The organism is Providencia rustigianii (assembly GCF_900637755.1).
Lineage (GTDB): Bacteria > Pseudomonadota > Gammaproteobacteria > Enterobacterales > Enterobacteriaceae > Providencia > Providencia rustigianii.
In genome coordinates, this window is sequence record NZ_LR134396.1 from 1,709,360 (window position 1) to 1,723,808 (window position 14,449).

14 protein-coding genes are annotated in these 14,449 nt (G+C 40.8%); 7 read left to right on the top strand and 7 right to left on the bottom strand.

What is annotated here, in order from left to right:
* Nucleotides 1-33 precede the first annotated feature (33 nt).
* Nucleotides 34-648: a glutathione transferase GstA gene (gene gstA / locus EL244_RS07900; protein WP_039854139.1), complete on the bottom strand. Its 615-nt coding sequence runs from the start codon at nucleotides 646-648 to the stop codon at nucleotides 34-36.
* Nucleotides 649-993: 345 nt separating this feature from the next.
* On the opposite strand from gstA, the gene EL244_RS07905 reads away from it, so the two are divergent.
* Nucleotides 994-1,806, top strand: a complete 813-nt coding sequence (locus tag EL244_RS07905) for a DUF817 domain-containing protein (RefSeq protein ID WP_407901518.1) — start codon at nucleotides 994-996, stop codon at nucleotides 1,804-1,806.
* 52 nt (nucleotides 1,807-1,858) lie between these two features.
* Here EL244_RS07905 and sapF read toward each other — a convergent pair whose 3' ends face one another.
* From sapF to pspF, 6 genes are all read right to left on the bottom strand, one after another.
* Nucleotides 1,859-2,662 (bottom strand): putrescine export ABC transporter ATP-binding protein SapF, encoded by an 804-nt coding sequence (gene sapF, locus EL244_RS07910; RefSeq protein WP_006813236.1) that lies wholly within the window; start codon nucleotides 2,660-2,662, stop codon nucleotides 1,859-1,861.
* Nucleotides 2,662-3,657: a putrescine export ABC transporter ATP-binding protein SapD gene (gene sapD / locus EL244_RS07915; protein ID WP_126460008.1), complete on the bottom strand. Its 996-nt coding sequence runs from the start codon at nucleotides 3,655-3,657 to the stop codon at nucleotides 2,662-2,664. Before sapD ends, sapF begins: the two co-directional genes overlap by 1 nt.
* The gene (gene sapC, locus EL244_RS07920) at nucleotides 3,657-4,547 is read right to left on the bottom strand and encodes a putrescine export ABC transporter permease SapC (RefSeq protein ID WP_006813234.1); all 891 of its coding nucleotides are present in this window, start codon (nucleotides 4,545-4,547) and stop codon (nucleotides 3,657-3,659) included. The genes sapD and sapC overlap by 1 nt, the downstream gene beginning before the upstream one ends.
* A complete protein-coding gene (gene sapB, locus EL244_RS07925; protein WP_006813233.1) occupies nucleotides 4,534-5,499 on the bottom strand; it encodes a putrescine export ABC transporter permease SapB in 966 nt (321 codons plus the stop codon). Before sapB ends, sapC begins: the two co-directional genes overlap by 14 nt.
* Nucleotides 5,496-7,181, bottom strand: coding sequence for an ABC transporter substrate-binding protein SapA (gene sapA, locus EL244_RS07930; protein ID WP_126460011.1), 1,686 nt, complete (start codon nucleotides 7,179-7,181; stop codon nucleotides 5,496-5,498). The genes sapB and sapA overlap by 4 nt, the downstream gene beginning before the upstream one ends.
* Nucleotides 7,182-7,578: 397 nt before the next feature.
* Complete coding sequence (gene pspF / locus EL244_RS07935) at nucleotides 7,579-8,589, bottom strand: phage shock protein operon transcriptional activator (RefSeq protein ID WP_126460014.1); 1,011 nt, start codon at nucleotides 8,587-8,589, stop codon at nucleotides 7,579-7,581.
* Nucleotides 8,590-8,774: 185 nt separating this feature from the next.
* Between pspF and pspA the strand changes: the two genes are divergently transcribed.
* The 6 genes from pspA to tyrR all read left to right on the top strand — a co-directional run bounded on the left by pspA (nucleotide 8,775) and on the right by tyrR (nucleotide 14,448).
* Nucleotides 8,775-9,440 carry a phage shock protein PspA gene (gene pspA, locus EL244_RS07940; RefSeq protein WP_126460016.1) on the top strand — a complete coding sequence of 222 codons (666 nt, stop codon included), beginning with the start codon at nucleotides 8,775-8,777 and terminating at the stop codon, nucleotides 9,438-9,440.
* Between the two features lie 85 nt (nucleotides 9,441-9,525).
* On the top strand, nucleotides 9,526-9,756 hold the full coding sequence (gene pspB / locus EL244_RS07945) for an envelope stress response membrane protein PspB (protein WP_006813228.1): 231 nt from the start codon (nucleotides 9,526-9,528) through the stop codon (nucleotides 9,754-9,756).
* Nucleotides 9,756-10,112: a PspC domain-containing protein gene (locus tag EL244_RS07950; protein ID WP_006813227.1), complete on the top strand. Its 357-nt coding sequence runs from the start codon at nucleotides 9,756-9,758 to the stop codon at nucleotides 10,110-10,112. The genes pspB and EL244_RS07950 overlap by 1 nt, the downstream gene beginning before the upstream one ends.
* 89 nt (nucleotides 10,113-10,201) lie before the next feature.
* Nucleotides 10,202-11,599: a YcjX family GTP-binding protein gene (locus EL244_RS07955; protein ID WP_126460019.1), complete on the top strand. Its 1,398-nt coding sequence runs from the start codon at nucleotides 10,202-10,204 to the stop codon at nucleotides 11,597-11,599.
* Nucleotides 11,596-12,651 carry a YcjF family protein gene (locus tag EL244_RS07960; RefSeq protein WP_126460022.1) on the top strand — a complete coding sequence of 352 codons (1,056 nt, stop codon included), beginning with the start codon at nucleotides 11,596-11,598 and terminating at the stop codon, nucleotides 12,649-12,651. The genes EL244_RS07955 and EL244_RS07960 overlap by 4 nt, the downstream gene beginning before the upstream one ends.
* A gap of 234 nt (nucleotides 12,652-12,885) precedes the next feature.
* The gene (tyrR, locus tag EL244_RS07965; protein ID WP_126460025.1) at nucleotides 12,886-14,448 is read left to right on the top strand and encodes a transcriptional regulator TyrR; all 1,563 of its coding nucleotides are present in this window, start codon (nucleotides 12,886-12,888) and stop codon (nucleotides 14,446-14,448) included.
* Nucleotide 14,449 lies beyond the last annotated feature (1 nt).

Here is a 14,449-nt window from a genome sequence, read left to right on the forward strand (position 1 = left end):
AATGCGCGCTGTTTTTCAATTAACTCAATTTGATTAATTCTTCAATAACCCTTCAGCGGCTAACGCTTCTTGTACTTTCGGGCGCTTAGCAATTTTCTCACAATAGTCTTTCAGGTGAGTTAATGAACTTAAATCCAGACCAACAAAATTAGCCCAATTTGTGACAGTAAATAAGTAGGCATCCGCTACACAAAAATCACTTTTATTCACAAAGTAAGGTTGATTTTTTAGAATACTATCAACGTATTGGAATTTTTTAAGTAACATTGCACGAACGGTTTCTTTGTACTCTTCTGGTGTACCCGGTGCAAATAACGGTGTGAAGTTCTTATGCAATTCGGTTGAAATAAAGTTGAGGGCTTCTAACTGGTGATAACGCTTCATAGAGCCAGGGAGTGCAATAAGGTTTCTGTTTGGATTTTGATCTGCGATATATTGCACGATCACAGCACCTTCGGTTAATTGCTCTCCATCGTCTAAAACAAGCGTTGGTACCTGACCTTTAGGGTTTATTGCTAAGAAGTTTTCACCAGTCTCGGTAGTTTTCTCTTTAATGTTAACGCGGACAATACTGAAATCTAATCCAGTTTCACGCAAAATAATATGTGGAGAAAGGGAACAAGCACCGGGAGCGTAATACAATTTCATCATAAAACTCCTAAGTCATAGAGTGATTATTTACTGTTTAATTAAGTATACACCAGATTCAAAATTTGAATTGCTAAAGGATGCGGCATTGATCTCAATATCTAAAATCATTTTAAAATTCATAAAACTAACGAAGAAAGTGTAGAAAAAAGAATTTTTATCTATATGAATATAAAGAACCTGAAAATAAGATTGTTACCCGATTGGTTTATCGTTTTAATTTGCTAGAATTTGCGACTTATATTGAGCAAGTAAGCTCAAAACTTTCGATCCCAAAACTGAGCGACTAGAATGAGCATTCTCTGCCAAAAAATAAATTTATTAGGAAAACTTGATGAGATCCTAATGGCACATAAGCCGAGCAATAGCACTGGGATAAAACGTTTTATTTTGGAGTTTTGGTTTTTTGGTATTATTAATGCACGTTCATGTTTGTTTGCAGGGTTCTTTTTCTTAGCCTTATTTCTCGTCCCCGCTAAGGGTATTGTAGGTATCCCCCGTTATGATGTATTGCTAATATTTGCAGTATCATTTCAGGCTTTATTGGTCTGGAGTAAATTGGAAACGTGGGATGAGCTCAAGGCCATTTGTATATTCCATCTGGTCGGTTTTATGATGGAACTATTTAAAACATCGGCCACCATTGGTTCATGGCAATATCCTGATGAGGCATACACTAAATTATGGGGTGTTCCCCTGTTTACCGGATTTATGTATGCCGCTGTTGGGAGCTATATCATTCAGTCATGGCGTTTTTTTAAAGTACGCATCGAGCATTATCCACCTTATTGGATGGCGACATTAGTGGCATTAGCCATCTATGTAAACTTCTTTAGCCACCATTATATTGATGATTATCGATGGTATTTAACTGCATTTATTTTTGGGTTATATGCCCGTACTGTGGTGTTTTATACCCCATTAGATAAAGAGCGAAAAATGCCATTATTGTGCGCATTTATGCTAATTGGATTTTTTATTTGGCTTGCAGAAAATTTTGGGACTTTTTTTGGGGTATGGCAATATCCCAATCAAATTGGTGCTTGGTCAATGGTACACGCTGGAAAGTGGGGTGCTTGGTCATTGTTAGTGATTGTGACTTTTACGATAGTCGTCCATTTAAAACATATCAAAAGTTGCGTATCTATTGCTCGATAAATAGACGGTTTAGGTGGTATGCCTAAACCTCTACGGTGAGTTAGCAAAAAAATTATAAATCTTGCCGCCATGCATCAATAGATAAAGGCTCCCCAAAGTGGCTTTCAATAAGGCGGCGAGTGACATCATGTAATGGTGCCGCCAGCACTTCTGCCGTATTCCCTCGCTCAACCACTTCACCCTTATCCATGACTAAGACTTTATCGCTAATATGTTTCATCATGCCTAAGTGCTGAGTGACATAAATATAAGCAATATCTTGCTTTGCTTGTAAGTCGAGCATGAGGTTAATAATTTGGGAACGCATTGACATATCTAAGGAAGCTAAGGCTTCATCAGCGATGATAATTTCTGGCTGTAAGATTAACGCTCGAGCAAGTGCAACACGTTGTTTCTGACCTGAAGCCAGCATATGAGGGTAGTATTCAGCATGATCGGCGAGTAATCCCACTTGACGTAATGTCTGTATGATCCGTCGCTCTCGCTCAATCCCTGTCAAATTAGTATTCAATTTTAATGGCAGTTCAAGGGTTTGTCCTACTCGCTGACGGGGATTTAGTGAGGTGCTGGGATCCTGAAAAATCATTCGAATCCGTTGGCTACGATAGCCATAGTCACCAAAACTCAGTCGTTGGCCACGAATTAAAATTTCGCCTCCAGATGGCTCTGTGACACCGGATAACATGCGTGCAAGAGTCGATTTTCCTGAGCCATTTGCGCCAATAATTGCTAACGTCTGTCCTGCTTGTAGATTAAAGCTAACAGGTTTAACCGCTTGTAACTCATGGCGGTGGAATAATCCTTCACGAAAACGAAATGTTTTCATGAGGTTACGAACCTCAAGTAACGTTTCCATCAAGGCAGTTCCTCCGTATTGAGAGGATAATGGCAAGCCACTAAGTGTCCTTTAATACTGCGTAATGGTGGTGCATCAATACAGGTACGTTGTGCATAAGGGCAACGCGGGCCTAAGCGACAACCAATCGGTAAATGCTCTAGTGATGGAATAGCACCAGGAAGGGTATTCAGGCGACCTTTATGAGGGATAGGACTTTCAAAATCAGGTATTGCTCGGATTAAAGCTTGCGTATAAGGATGCCGAGGACGTTGTAATATATCTTCCGGTGTTGCACTTTCTACGGTTTGCCCGCAGTACAGTACATTAATTCGGTCAACTAATTTGGACATCATTTCCATATCATGGCTAATCAGCAAAATACTCATTTTATTGTTTTGATTGAGTTTATCCAATAAACGAAAAATTTGAGCTTGAGTGGTGGATTCCATCGCATTAGTTGGCTCATCGGCAATCAATAGGCGCGGTTGATTGGCAATAGCGATAGCGATCATAACTTTCTGGCATTCGCCATCAGTGAGCTCATAAGGATAACTGCGCATAATATCTTTATGATCTTTAATACCAACACGGTGCAGCAGTTCTATGGCACGACGCTTTCGCCAATTGAATCGCTGCCACCAACGACCTTTATAAGTCCAGCCAGGAATGGACTGAATGAGTTGTTTTCCTATATCAGCCGCAGGGTCTAGGCACGATTGTGGTTCTTGGAAAATCATTGAAATATTGTGACCTATTAAGCGGCGTCGCTTACGTGGACTTAACTTTAGTAGGTCAATATCTTGAAAACGAAAACGATCTGCGGTGACGCGGATGTTGTCTTTTGTGATCCCACAGATTGCTTTTGCTATAAGGCTCTTACCTGAGCCTGATTCGCCCACTAAACCACGGACTTCCCCTTCAGATAGCGTCATAGAAACACGGTCAACGGCTTTTACAGGACCGTTTGCCGTCATAAATTCAATTGTTAAATTGCGGATGTCTAACAGTGGCATTATTCAACTCCCGCATTGATAGCTCGATGTAATCCATCACCTAAAAGGTTGACGAACAATACACTACTCATAATAGCCACTCCGGGTAAAATCACGGTCCATGGCGCGACATAAATTAATTCTAAAGTATCACCTAGCATGGCTCCCCATTCAGAGGACGGCAACTGAGCACCTAAATCCAGAAAACCGAGAGCGGCGATATCCAAGATAGCAATGGATAATGCACGAGTTAATTCAGTGACTAAAATAGGGGTAATGTTGGGTAGTACCGTGTACCACAAAATAAAAATATTCGATGCGCCATCCAAGCGAGCTGCAACAATATATTCTTTATCTAGCTCATCGTGAACGGCCACATAAATTGTCCTCACCATTCTGGGGATTAGGGCGAGACAAATAGCAAGCATGGCGTTGGTAAGGCTAGCACCCATAAATGCGACTACGATAATAGCAAGTAAAAGGGATGGAATTGATAACAGCGTATCGAGAACATGGTTAAATATCGCTGACTTCAGACCTCGGGTCATTCCCGCCAGACAACCTAAAATTAATCCAATTATTGTAGCAATAAAAGTAATGAGTAAGGCGGAGCCAAACGTTGATTTTGTTCCGATTAATAGTCGACTAAGGATATCTCGCCCGAGGTCATCAGTTCCAAAGAAAAAGGCAACCTCACCATAATGTGACCATGATGGAGGTGTAACTTGGTAGCCTAAAAATTGCTGGTCGAGAGCATAGGGTGCCAAATAAGGGCCTATGAAGCATAGGATAACGAGTAGCAACACTCCAAAAAAACCGATCATCGCCAAAACATCAGAAGAAAAAATATTCCATACCACCCGCGTAGGAGATGGCATTTTTTGTTCACGATAAAAATTATCTGAGGACATACCAATCCTTATGTTTTAACGGATCCATCATGGCACCTAAAATATCAGACAGCACGTTGACGGTGATCACTAAGGCTCCAATCAGCATGACCCCCGCAGAAATTGCGGAGTAATCTCCCTGACGGATAGCTGTAACTAACCAACGACCTAATCCCGGCCAATTAAAGACTAATTCTGTCACCATGGTTAAAGTTAACATGGTGGAAAATTGTAAGCCTAACTTTGGGATAATGGGTGGGATCGCGTTATGGAAAATATGCCGACGAATGATTTTAAACCGTGAAAGCCCTCGTGTTGCTGCGGCTTTTACATAGTTACTGCTAGCGACTTCATCAGTGCTAATACGTACTAGTCGGATCACTTCAGTGGTAGGTGCAAGGGCGAGGGTTAAAACAGGTAAAATCATGTGTTCTAACACGTTTATCATCATATCTTTACGATATGGTGAGTCAGAAAGCCAAGCATCAATTAAAGCAAAACCAGTAACAGATTTTAAGTTGTAGAGTAGGTCGATACGTCCAGAAACAGGTAGCCAGCCTAAATGTAGTGAGAAAAATAGGGTAAGTACTAATGCTAGAACGAAAACAGGGACTGAAAAACCCAGTAAAGCAAAGGTACTGATAGCTATATCAACCGGTTTATTGCGCCAAAATGAGGCAATCATTCCCAACGGAATACCAATAAATAGAGCAAACATAAATGCTAAAATGCATAGCTCCATAGTGGCGGGAAAAGTGTCTTTAAGCTGCTCTGTAATAGGCTCGCCATTAATACTAGAAACCCCAAAATCGAAACGCAACAGCCCATCAAAATAAAAAATGTAGGCATCGATAAGTGATGCTCCACTTAATGGGGCGTTAGGCGTGAAGTAGCTTAAGCTGAAGCTGACCAAGGACAAAAAGAAAACGGTGACTAATAGTAACAGTATGCGCCTTAGCGAATAAATAATCATGGTTGCTGCTCCTGTTTCTTAGGAGGCAGTTTAGCCGATTCTTGCATTTCACGGTATACGCCAGCAAAGGATGTATTCCCAAAGGCACTGATGACTAATCCCTTCATATCATAACGATAAGCTTGTAAGCGTAAAGAATAGGCGAGGGGTAAAATAGGTAAGTCTTGTCCCAGTATTTGCTGTGCCTGATGGTAATAATCAATGCGATCTGCGAGTTGCTGAGTTAGGAGTGCTTTATGCAAGACCTCATCGAATAGTGGATTACACCAGTGACTTAAGTTGGTTTGTGAGCTGATCGCTGCACAGCTTAATAATGGGCGGAAAAAACTGTCTGGATCGTTACTGTCAGTTGTCCAGCCAGCCAGTGTCATGTCATGAGAGCGATCCATTAACTGATTTTCTTGGAAACGACCTTCAACGGATCGGATATTCATCACGATACCCACTTGTGCTAAATCTGCTTGAATTAGCTCAGCCATTTTCAATGGGCTGGGGTTATAAGACTGTGAGGCAACAGGAACCCATAAATCCAGTTGAAGTTTTTCTAAGCCCATTTCTTGCAGCATTTTTTTGGATAGTTCCGGATTATAGTCCGTTACTTTCGTTTGGTTATCAAAAGCCCAAGATGCTCGAGGTAAAATGGACGAAGCCGTTTCCGCTGTCCCATAGTAAATGGATTGCATCAAACGCTCATTATTTATTGCATAAGAGATAGCTTGACGAACTTTAAGTTGGTCAAGTGGAGGTTTGCTGGTATTGAACGCTAAATAAGCAATATTCATTCCGGAGCGCATGGAAATCCGCAAGCGTGGGTCATCACGTAGCACTTTAAGTTGGCTAGCGGCGGGATAGGCTAGTACGTCACACTCTCCAGTTAGCAATTTCGAAATACGCCCGGTACCTCCAGCCCCCATATCAACGACAACCTCTTCCATACGAGGTTCGCCTCTCCAATACTGTTTATTACGCAGTAATCGTACAAACTGGCCAGATTGATAATCATCAAAGTAAAAAGGACCAGTACCAACAGGTCGCCAGTCAATCATTTCTTGGTGATTCTCAGCAGAAAGATTATCTGCATATTCAGCAGAAAGGATAGGGGCATAGTGGGTGGCTAAATGCCATAAAAAAGAAGCATCAGGCGATTTTAACCGAAATTCAACGGTATAGTTATTCAGTTTTTTGATACTTTCAACACTGCTGGCGAACTGCAAGCTATCAAAATACGGGTAGCGCCCGCCATTAATATAGTGGTAAGGGTTACTGGTTTCGAACATGCGGGAAAAGCTAAACACGACGTCATCCGCATTCATATTTCGGGTAGGGGTAAACCACGGTGTAGTTTGAAACTGTACATCTTTTCTTAGATATAACCGATAAGTAGCACCGTTATCTAAGACTTCCCAGCGAGCGGCCAGCTCGGGAATTAAACGATAAGTGAAAGGGTCTACATCAAGTAAACGGTCATACAGTTGTGCGCCTAAAGGATCAATGATTAAGCCACTACTCGCTAGTTGCGGGTTGAATGTGGTGACAATACCATTTACACAGTAGATAAAGCCTTTTTGGCGAATATCGGCTGGGACATCATTGGCAATGGTGTCTTTATAGCTTATGTCTGTTTCTTCCGTCGAAGCTGAAAGAGAAACAGTAAGTAAAAACCAAAGGATTAATAGGCGCATAGAGCTAATATTGTTGACCGGAATTGCCTTATTGTAGCGTAAAAATAGGGTAACAGGGTATAAGCAAAATTCAGGGGGATATTTTACGCTTGAAGAGCATAAAAATAGAGCGTAATTAAATACAAATAAGAATCAACAACAAATTAACTTACTGTAATTACTATGATTATAAATATTTTCAGCTTAATGAGAAATAATCGCATTAAAACACTTTACAAATGATACTAATAACTATTATCATTAACTCAGTCTCCTAAGTGGTTAAGCTTTTGCAGACAAGGTATGACATTGCTCACATTGCTTCCAGTGTTTTATTTAGATAGCCAGCTCGGGTGCTGGCTTTTTTTTTTGCCCTCAGAATATATTTGTGCCACTAAGGCAGTGACCAAGGACTGTATCAATTATCCATACTAATTTGATGTTTTTTAATCAGCCCTCTTAATTGGTCATAGCTGAGACATAAAGACTGTGCTGCCTTACGTTGATTAAAGTGAGATTGTTTTAACGCATCTTCAACATAATGTTTTTCTGATTGCAACTGCCATTGGCGTAAATCAAATGGAAATGCAGGTGACGAGGAATGTGGCAAATCTATCACTGCTGGTGAAATAATTGTGTCACCCAGTTCAGCCAGTTTTTCGCCAAAAGGGTTAAAGATAATCTCATCAACGGGATCGTCACTATCCCCATGACGATATACGGAACGCTCCACGACATTCTTAAGCTCACGAATATTTCCTGGCCAAGGATATTGAATGAGTTCTTGTTGGGCTCTTTCGGTAAATCCACTGAAGTAAGATCGTTTAAGCTCACCAATCATACCAATAGCAAAGTGTTCTGCTAAGAGTAAAATATCTGATATTCGTTCACGCAATGGGGGCATACGAATGACCTCAAATGCGAGTCTATCGAGCAAATCAGCACGAAAGCGGCCTTCACGAGCGAGCTCCGGTAAATTAGCATTCGTTGCACAAACTAAACGTACGTCAACCCGTAAGGACTGGCTTCCTCCCACCCGTTCTAACTCACCATACTCAATGACTCTTAGCAATTTTTCTTGAACAGACATCGGTGCTGTTGCCAGTTCATCAAGAAATAATGTTCCTTTATCTGCCCGTTCAAAACGCCCCTGATGACGTTTTTGTGCACCTGTAAAAGAGCCTGCTTCATGTCCAAACAATTCAGAATCTAATAAATTTTCATTGAGCCCGCTGCAATTTAAGGAGATAAAAGGTTCTTGCCAACGGGGAGATAAGTAGTGCAAACGATCCGCAATAAGCTCTTTACCCGTCCCTCGTTCACCAATCACTAAAATAGGCTTGCTGAGTTTCGCGAGTTCAGATGCCCGTTCTAAGACATCGAGAAAATTACTGGAAACACCGAGGATAGTATTATTGGTTTGTTTCATGGTTATTTTTACCAACTATTGGTTTGTTTTACTCTCTCATAAATATAGGCTAAATAGTCAATAATGGATAATTAATTTAAATTTCATTTATTATCAATAAATTAAATAATATTTTAAAAATTGGCACGGTGTTTGCAATATTTCGAGTGTAATGAAAGATAACATCCATCAAGAGGATATAAATTATGGGTATTTTTTCACGTTTTGCCGACATCATTAACGCTAATGTTGCTTCACTGCTGGATAAAGCGGAAGATCCACAAAAAATGATCCGCCTGATGATTCAGGAAATGGAAGACATGTTAGTTGAAATTCGTTCCACTTCTGCACGTACTTTAGCTGAGAAGAAAAGTTTAGAGCGTCGTGTTGAAATGGGTGAAAAACAAGTTGCAGAATGGCAAGAAAAAGCAGAGTTGGCACTTATCAAGGATAAAGAAGACTTAGCTCGTGCAGCGTTAATTGAAAAACAAAAAGCACTGACCTTAGTGGATACTTTAAAGCATGAGTTGATCATCGTGGATGAAACGTTGACTCGCTTAAAAGGTGAAATCACAGAGTTAGAAAATAAACTGCAAGAAACTCGAGCTAAACAGCAGTCAATGACTGTCCGTTTGGAAGCCGCACAATCTAGCCGAAATGTTCGTCGCCAGTTAGATAGTGGCAAATTAGATGAAGCGATGGCGCGTTTTGAACAGTTTGAACGCCGTATTGACCATATGGAAGGTGAAGCGCAAAGCTACGGAATAGGTAAACAGCGCTCTCTTGAACAACAATTTGCAGAATTAAAAGCAGATGATGAAATTAGTGCACAGTTAGCGGCACTTAAAGCTAAAATTAACAAAGACGAATAATATTTCAGTGATATCAAACGCACAAGGCGCAGTGTTATCATTGCGCCAGTGCAAAAGTTTGAATAACCATAAATAAGGAAATGTGATGGGCTATGTTTTTCTGTCTCTCGTATTAATCATTTTTGTCATTTTCATTCTGCCAATTTGGCTGTGGCTACATTACAGTAAAAAGAATAGTGGGCAGGGAATTCAACTTACTGACAATGAAGTACAACGTTTAATGCAACTGGCAGAGCAGTCATCTCGTATGCAGCAACGAATTAAAGTGCTTGAAGAAATTTTAGATGCTGAGCACCCTAATTGGAGGCAAAAATAATGACTAACTTACGCAACCGTAAATTATATCGCTTAACGGATAAGCGAGTTCTTGGTGGGGTTTGTTCTGGTCTCGCACAATATCTAGAGTTACCGGTTGCCTTGGTCAGAGCATTGGCTGTACTTGCCTTGTTTATGAGTTTTGGCTTAACGCTAATTGTTTATGTAGTGATGTGTTTCTTTATCGAGTCAGCTCCCAGTGACTACGCGACGGAGCAAAATATTGGTCCAGAAGTGGTGACGCTTTTAAATCAAATAGATGCACAACTCCAGGCTGGAGAGCTCAAACTTCGTCAAATTGAGCGTTATGTCACTTCGGATACCTATACTATTAATAGTAAATTCCGTAACCTATAACTGATTTGCACCATCACATGAATGGGAATAGAGTTTAACCACTGTATTCCCTTTGTGTTTTATTGGGAGAGAGATTAAGTAGGAGAACTATGAAACGGCTACAAAATGAATTAACCGATTTGGTGAATCGTAGTGTTGATCGCCATGTAAGACTTGCGGTCACAGGGTTAAGCCGTAGTGGTAAAACGGCATTTATCACTTCTCTCGTTAATCAGCTTTTAAACTCCACGACTGGTGCTAGACTCCCGCTCTTTTCAGCGGTTAGAGACAAACGTATTTTAGGCGTGAAACGGATCCCTCAACGGGATTTCTCGATCCCGCGCTTTGCTTATGATGAAGGTATCGCGTCGCTCTATGGTGATCCACCACAATGGCCAGTGCCAACTCGTGGGGTTAGTGAAATTCGCTTAAAGATTCATTACCGTTCGGATGACTCTTTTGTCAGACATTTTGTCGATAACTCATCCTTATACTTAGAAATTGTGGATTACCCTGGCGAGTGGCTTCTTGATTTACCAATGCTGGACTTAAATTATTTGACGTGGTCCAGTCAAATGAAAGTGTTACTCAAAGGAAAGCGAGCAGCCTTAGCCAATGAATGGCTACAACTGTGTGAAAAATGTGATCCGCTAGCGCCGGTTGATGAAAGTTTACTTGCTGATATTTCAAATGCTTATACTGCTTATTTATTGGAATGTAAGCAGCAGGGGCAACATTTTATTCAACCGGGACGCTTCGTTTTACCTGGAGAGTTAGCGGGTGCTCCTGCATTACAATTTTTTCCATGGCCAAATATTGAAAAATATGGTGAAAAACAGTTAGCTCAGGCGGATAAAAACAGCAATATTGGGGTTTTGAAACGTCGCTATCAATATTATTGTGATCACGTGGTTAAAGGATTCTATAAAGATCATTTCCAACGTTTTGACCGCCAAATCGTGTTGGTTGACTGTCTGCAACCACTAAATAGTGGTCCTGACGCCTTTAACGACATGAGGATGGCATTAACCCAATTGATGCGCAGTTTTCATTATGGAAAGCGCACTTTGCTGCGTCGCATGTTTTCTCCATGTATTGATAAACTGCTCTTTGCTGCCAGTAAGTCTGACCATGTTACACCGGATCAACATGCAAACCTCGTTTCACTGTTACAACAATTGGTGCAAGAAGCATGGCAAAATGCGGCATTTGAAGGGATCAGTATGGACTGTGTAGGCTTAGCATCTATTCAAGCCACAGAAAGCGGGCTGGTAGATTATAAAGGTGAAAAGTTACCTGCGCTAAAAGGTGCACGCCTAAGTGATGGCCAGCCGATGACATTCTATCCGGGTGATGTACCAAAGCGTTTACCGAATGAACAATTTTGGCAACATCAAGGATTCCAGTTTGAAAACTTTAGACCGCGTCCGACGCCATTAGACCAGCCATTACCGCATATTCGAATGGATAGTGCACTTGAATTTCTGTTAGGAGACAAACTGAAATGAGTGAACCTCTAAAACAACGTGTTGATTTTTCGGATAAACAGGACGATGTGCAAATTGACAATCTGAAACAGGCAAAGGTTTTTGACGAACAAGTATTTGAAAAATTTGTGCCAGTGGATATCAGTGAAGAGCAGGATAATCAAGACGGTGAAGTTGAAAGTCTGATTAATGAGGCCCTTAAACCAAAACGCAGTTTTTGGCGTAAACTTGTCGGGGCTGCTGCCGGAATTTTTGCTGTTAGCGTGGTTGCTCAATTAGGAATTTGGATTCATCAATCTTGGATTACTCAAGATTGGACGGCTTTAGGCACTGCCGCCGCTGGGGGATTGATAGTGGTTGCAGGTGTAGGCTCTATTGTGGGGGAATGGCGTCGTTTATACCGTTTAAGAGAAAGGGCGCAAGAGCGTGATTTTGCTCGCGACTTACTTCATAGCCATGGTATGGGGCAGGGGAAAGCATTCTGCGAAAAACTAGCCAAACAATCAGCATTGCCAATGCAACATCCGGCAATACAAAGCTGGCAGGCTACGGTACATGACTCCCATAATGACCGTGAAGTTGTTGAATTATACAGTAAATTAGTTCAGCCTATTTTGGATGAGCAGGCTCGGAAAGAGATCAGTCGCTCATCAGCGGAGTCGGCTTTGATGATTGCGGTCAGCCCATTAGCCATTGTCGATATGGCATTTATTGCATGGCGAAACATTCGTTTAATTAACCGTATCGCAGCGATTTATGGCATTGAACTTGGCTACTACAGCCGTATTCGTTTATTTAGAATGGTATTGATTAACATCGCATTTGCTGGAGCATCTGAATTAATTCGTGAAGTGGGTATGGACTGGCTTTCGCAGGACATTACAGCTCGTCTATCTACACGAGCAGCCCAAGGCATTGGCGCCGGACTGTTAACCGCGCGTTTAGGCATTAAAGCTATGGAATTATGTCGCCCACTACCATGGATTGAAGATAAGCCTAAACTTGGCGATTTTCGTCGCCAATTAATTGGGCAACTGAAAAATGCGATTCCAAGTAAAAAAGATAATGTTTAAGCTGTAAAATTAACTGGCAGGATGAGTTGACAGTGTAACTCATCCTGCCATCGTAGATAATACCGTCATTCTATTGCTGATTTAAACAACAGAAAAACTAATTTAACGCTATTATCTTTATAATTTCATTATAAATCTGATAAGTGTCAACAATATGTGACACAAATACTGTATTACTCCCCTGTTTGAAGCTAAAATATCAGCATTCCTTCTTTTCCCATTAAAGGTTTACCCATGCGCCTCGAAGTGACTTGCCAAGACCGTATCGGTCTAACGCGTGAATTACTTGACCTGTTAGTTCTGCAAAATATTGATCTAAAAGGTATTGAAATTTCAGCTCAACGTAGAATTTATCTCAATTTTACACCAGTCGATTTTCAAGTTTTTAGCACGTTAATGGCGGAAATTCGTCGCATTAATGGGGTAATTGATGTTCGTCGAATCTATTTTATGCCATCGGAGCGTGAGCATAAGGCAGTATGGGCATTACTTAATTCATTCCCTGAAGCCGTATTATCGATTGATAATAAATTCAATATTGAATTAGTTAACCCAATGAGCTTACAGCTTTTTGGTCTTGATGAAGTCAAAATTAAGCAAAAATCATTCTCTCAATTAATTGCAAACCATGGTTTACATCGCTGGTTTGAAAAAGAGTCTCCAGAGCCATACACCGAGAGAGTTTCGGTTAAGGGTAATGATTACTTGATGCAGGTGACACCGATTATTTTGTCAGATGAAGATGGCAAATTGCATTGCACTGGTGCGGTTATCTTATTGAAATCATCAGTTTTTCTCGATAATCATCGCAAACAAGTTGTTGCCGATAATAATGACAGTGGCTTTAGCCAGATTGTGGCGGTGAGTTCTGCCATGGTTCAAGTGGTCGAGCGTGCGAAACGAGTGGCTATGCTTGATGAGCCATTATTACTTGTGGGTGAAACGGGAACGGGTAAAGATATTCTCGCAAAAGCGTGTCATCTACACAGTAATCGCGGTAATGCGCCTTTCCTTGGCTTAAACTGCGCCTCAATGCCAGATGATGTTGTTGAAAGCGAATTATTTGGTTATGCGGCAGGGGCATACCCTAATGCACTAGAAGGAAAAAAAGGTTTTTTTGAGCAAGCGAATGGTGGAACGGTTTTACTCGATGAAATTGCAGAAATGACTCCGCAAATGCAAATCAAATTACTGCGATTTCTCAATGATGGTACTTTCAGACGTGTTGGTGAAGAGCATGAAGTTAAAGTGAATGTAAGGGTTATTTGTGCCACACAGAAAAATTTACCAGAGTTAGTTGAACAGAAAAAATTTCGTGAAGACCTCTATTATCGCCTCAATGTTTTAACGTTGACTATCCCTCCATTAAGAGAACGTACCGAAGATATAAAACCGTTAACTAAAGTCTTTGTCTCTAATTTCTCCAAAGAATTGAATATTGACGAGCCCAAAATTTCGCCATCGTTAATTGAATATTTAAGCTCATATTATTGGCCAGGAAATGTAAGGCAATTAAGAAATACGCTCTACCAAGCGTTAACACAATTTAATGGCAATGTTTTAGATATTGAAGATATTCAATTACCTGATGTTGCAAATACCCCTGCAATCGCTTTGGATACTTTAAATGGTTCTCTTGATGAAATTACAAAGCGCTATGAAGCATCTGTATTAGCTAGATTATATCGTGATTATCCGAGTACCCGAAAACTAGCCAAACGTTTAGATATTTCTCATACTGCAATCGCGAATAAATTGCGAGAATATGGGTTGAATACTAAAAAAGAGCAAGACTAAC

Bases quoted from the DNA above. Each gene is read 5' to 3' on its own strand.
- sapD (WP_126460008.1), bottom strand. From the start codon at position 3,657: ATGCCACTGTTAGACATCCGCAATTTAACAATTGAATTTATGACGGCA.
- EL244_RS07960 (WP_126460022.1), top strand. From the start codon at position 11,596: ATGAGTGAACCTCTAAAACAACGTGTTGATTTTTCGGATAAACAGGAC.
- EL244_RS07950 (WP_006813227.1), top strand. From the start codon at position 9,756: ATGACTAACTTACGCAACCGTAAATTATATCGCTTAACGGATAAGCGA.
- gstA (WP_039854139.1), bottom strand. From the start codon at position 648: ATGAAATTGTATTACGCTCCCGGTGCTTGTTCCCTTTCTCCACATATT.
- EL244_RS07955 (WP_126460019.1), top strand. From the start codon at position 10,202: ATGAAACGGCTACAAAATGAATTAACCGATTTGGTGAATCGTAGTGTT.
- pspB (WP_006813228.1), top strand. From the start codon at position 9,526: ATGGGCTATGTTTTTCTGTCTCTCGTATTAATCATTTTTGTCATTTTC.
- sapA (WP_126460011.1), bottom strand. From the start codon at position 7,181: ATGCGCCTATTAATCCTTTGGTTTTTACTTACTGTTTCTCTTTCAGCT.
- pspF (WP_126460014.1), bottom strand. From the start codon at position 8,589: ATGAAACAAACCAATAATACTATCCTCGGTGTTTCCAGTAATTTTCTC.
- sapC (WP_006813234.1), bottom strand. From the start codon at position 4,547: ATGTCCTCAGATAATTTTTATCGTGAACAAAAAATGCCATCTCCTACG.
- EL244_RS07905 (WP_407901518.1), top strand. From the start codon at position 994: ATGGCACATAAGCCGAGCAATAGCACTGGGATAAAACGTTTTATTTTG.
- sapB (WP_006813233.1), bottom strand. From the start codon at position 5,499: ATGATTATTTATTCGCTAAGGCGCATACTGTTACTATTAGTCACCGTT.
- pspA (WP_126460016.1), top strand. From the start codon at position 8,775: ATGGGTATTTTTTCACGTTTTGCCGACATCATTAACGCTAATGTTGCT.
- sapF (WP_006813236.1), bottom strand. From the start codon at position 2,662: ATGGAAACGTTACTTGAGGTTCGTAACCTCATGAAAACATTTCGTTTT.
- tyrR (WP_126460025.1), top strand. From the start codon at position 12,886: ATGCGCCTCGAAGTGACTTGCCAAGACCGTATCGGTCTAACGCGTGAA.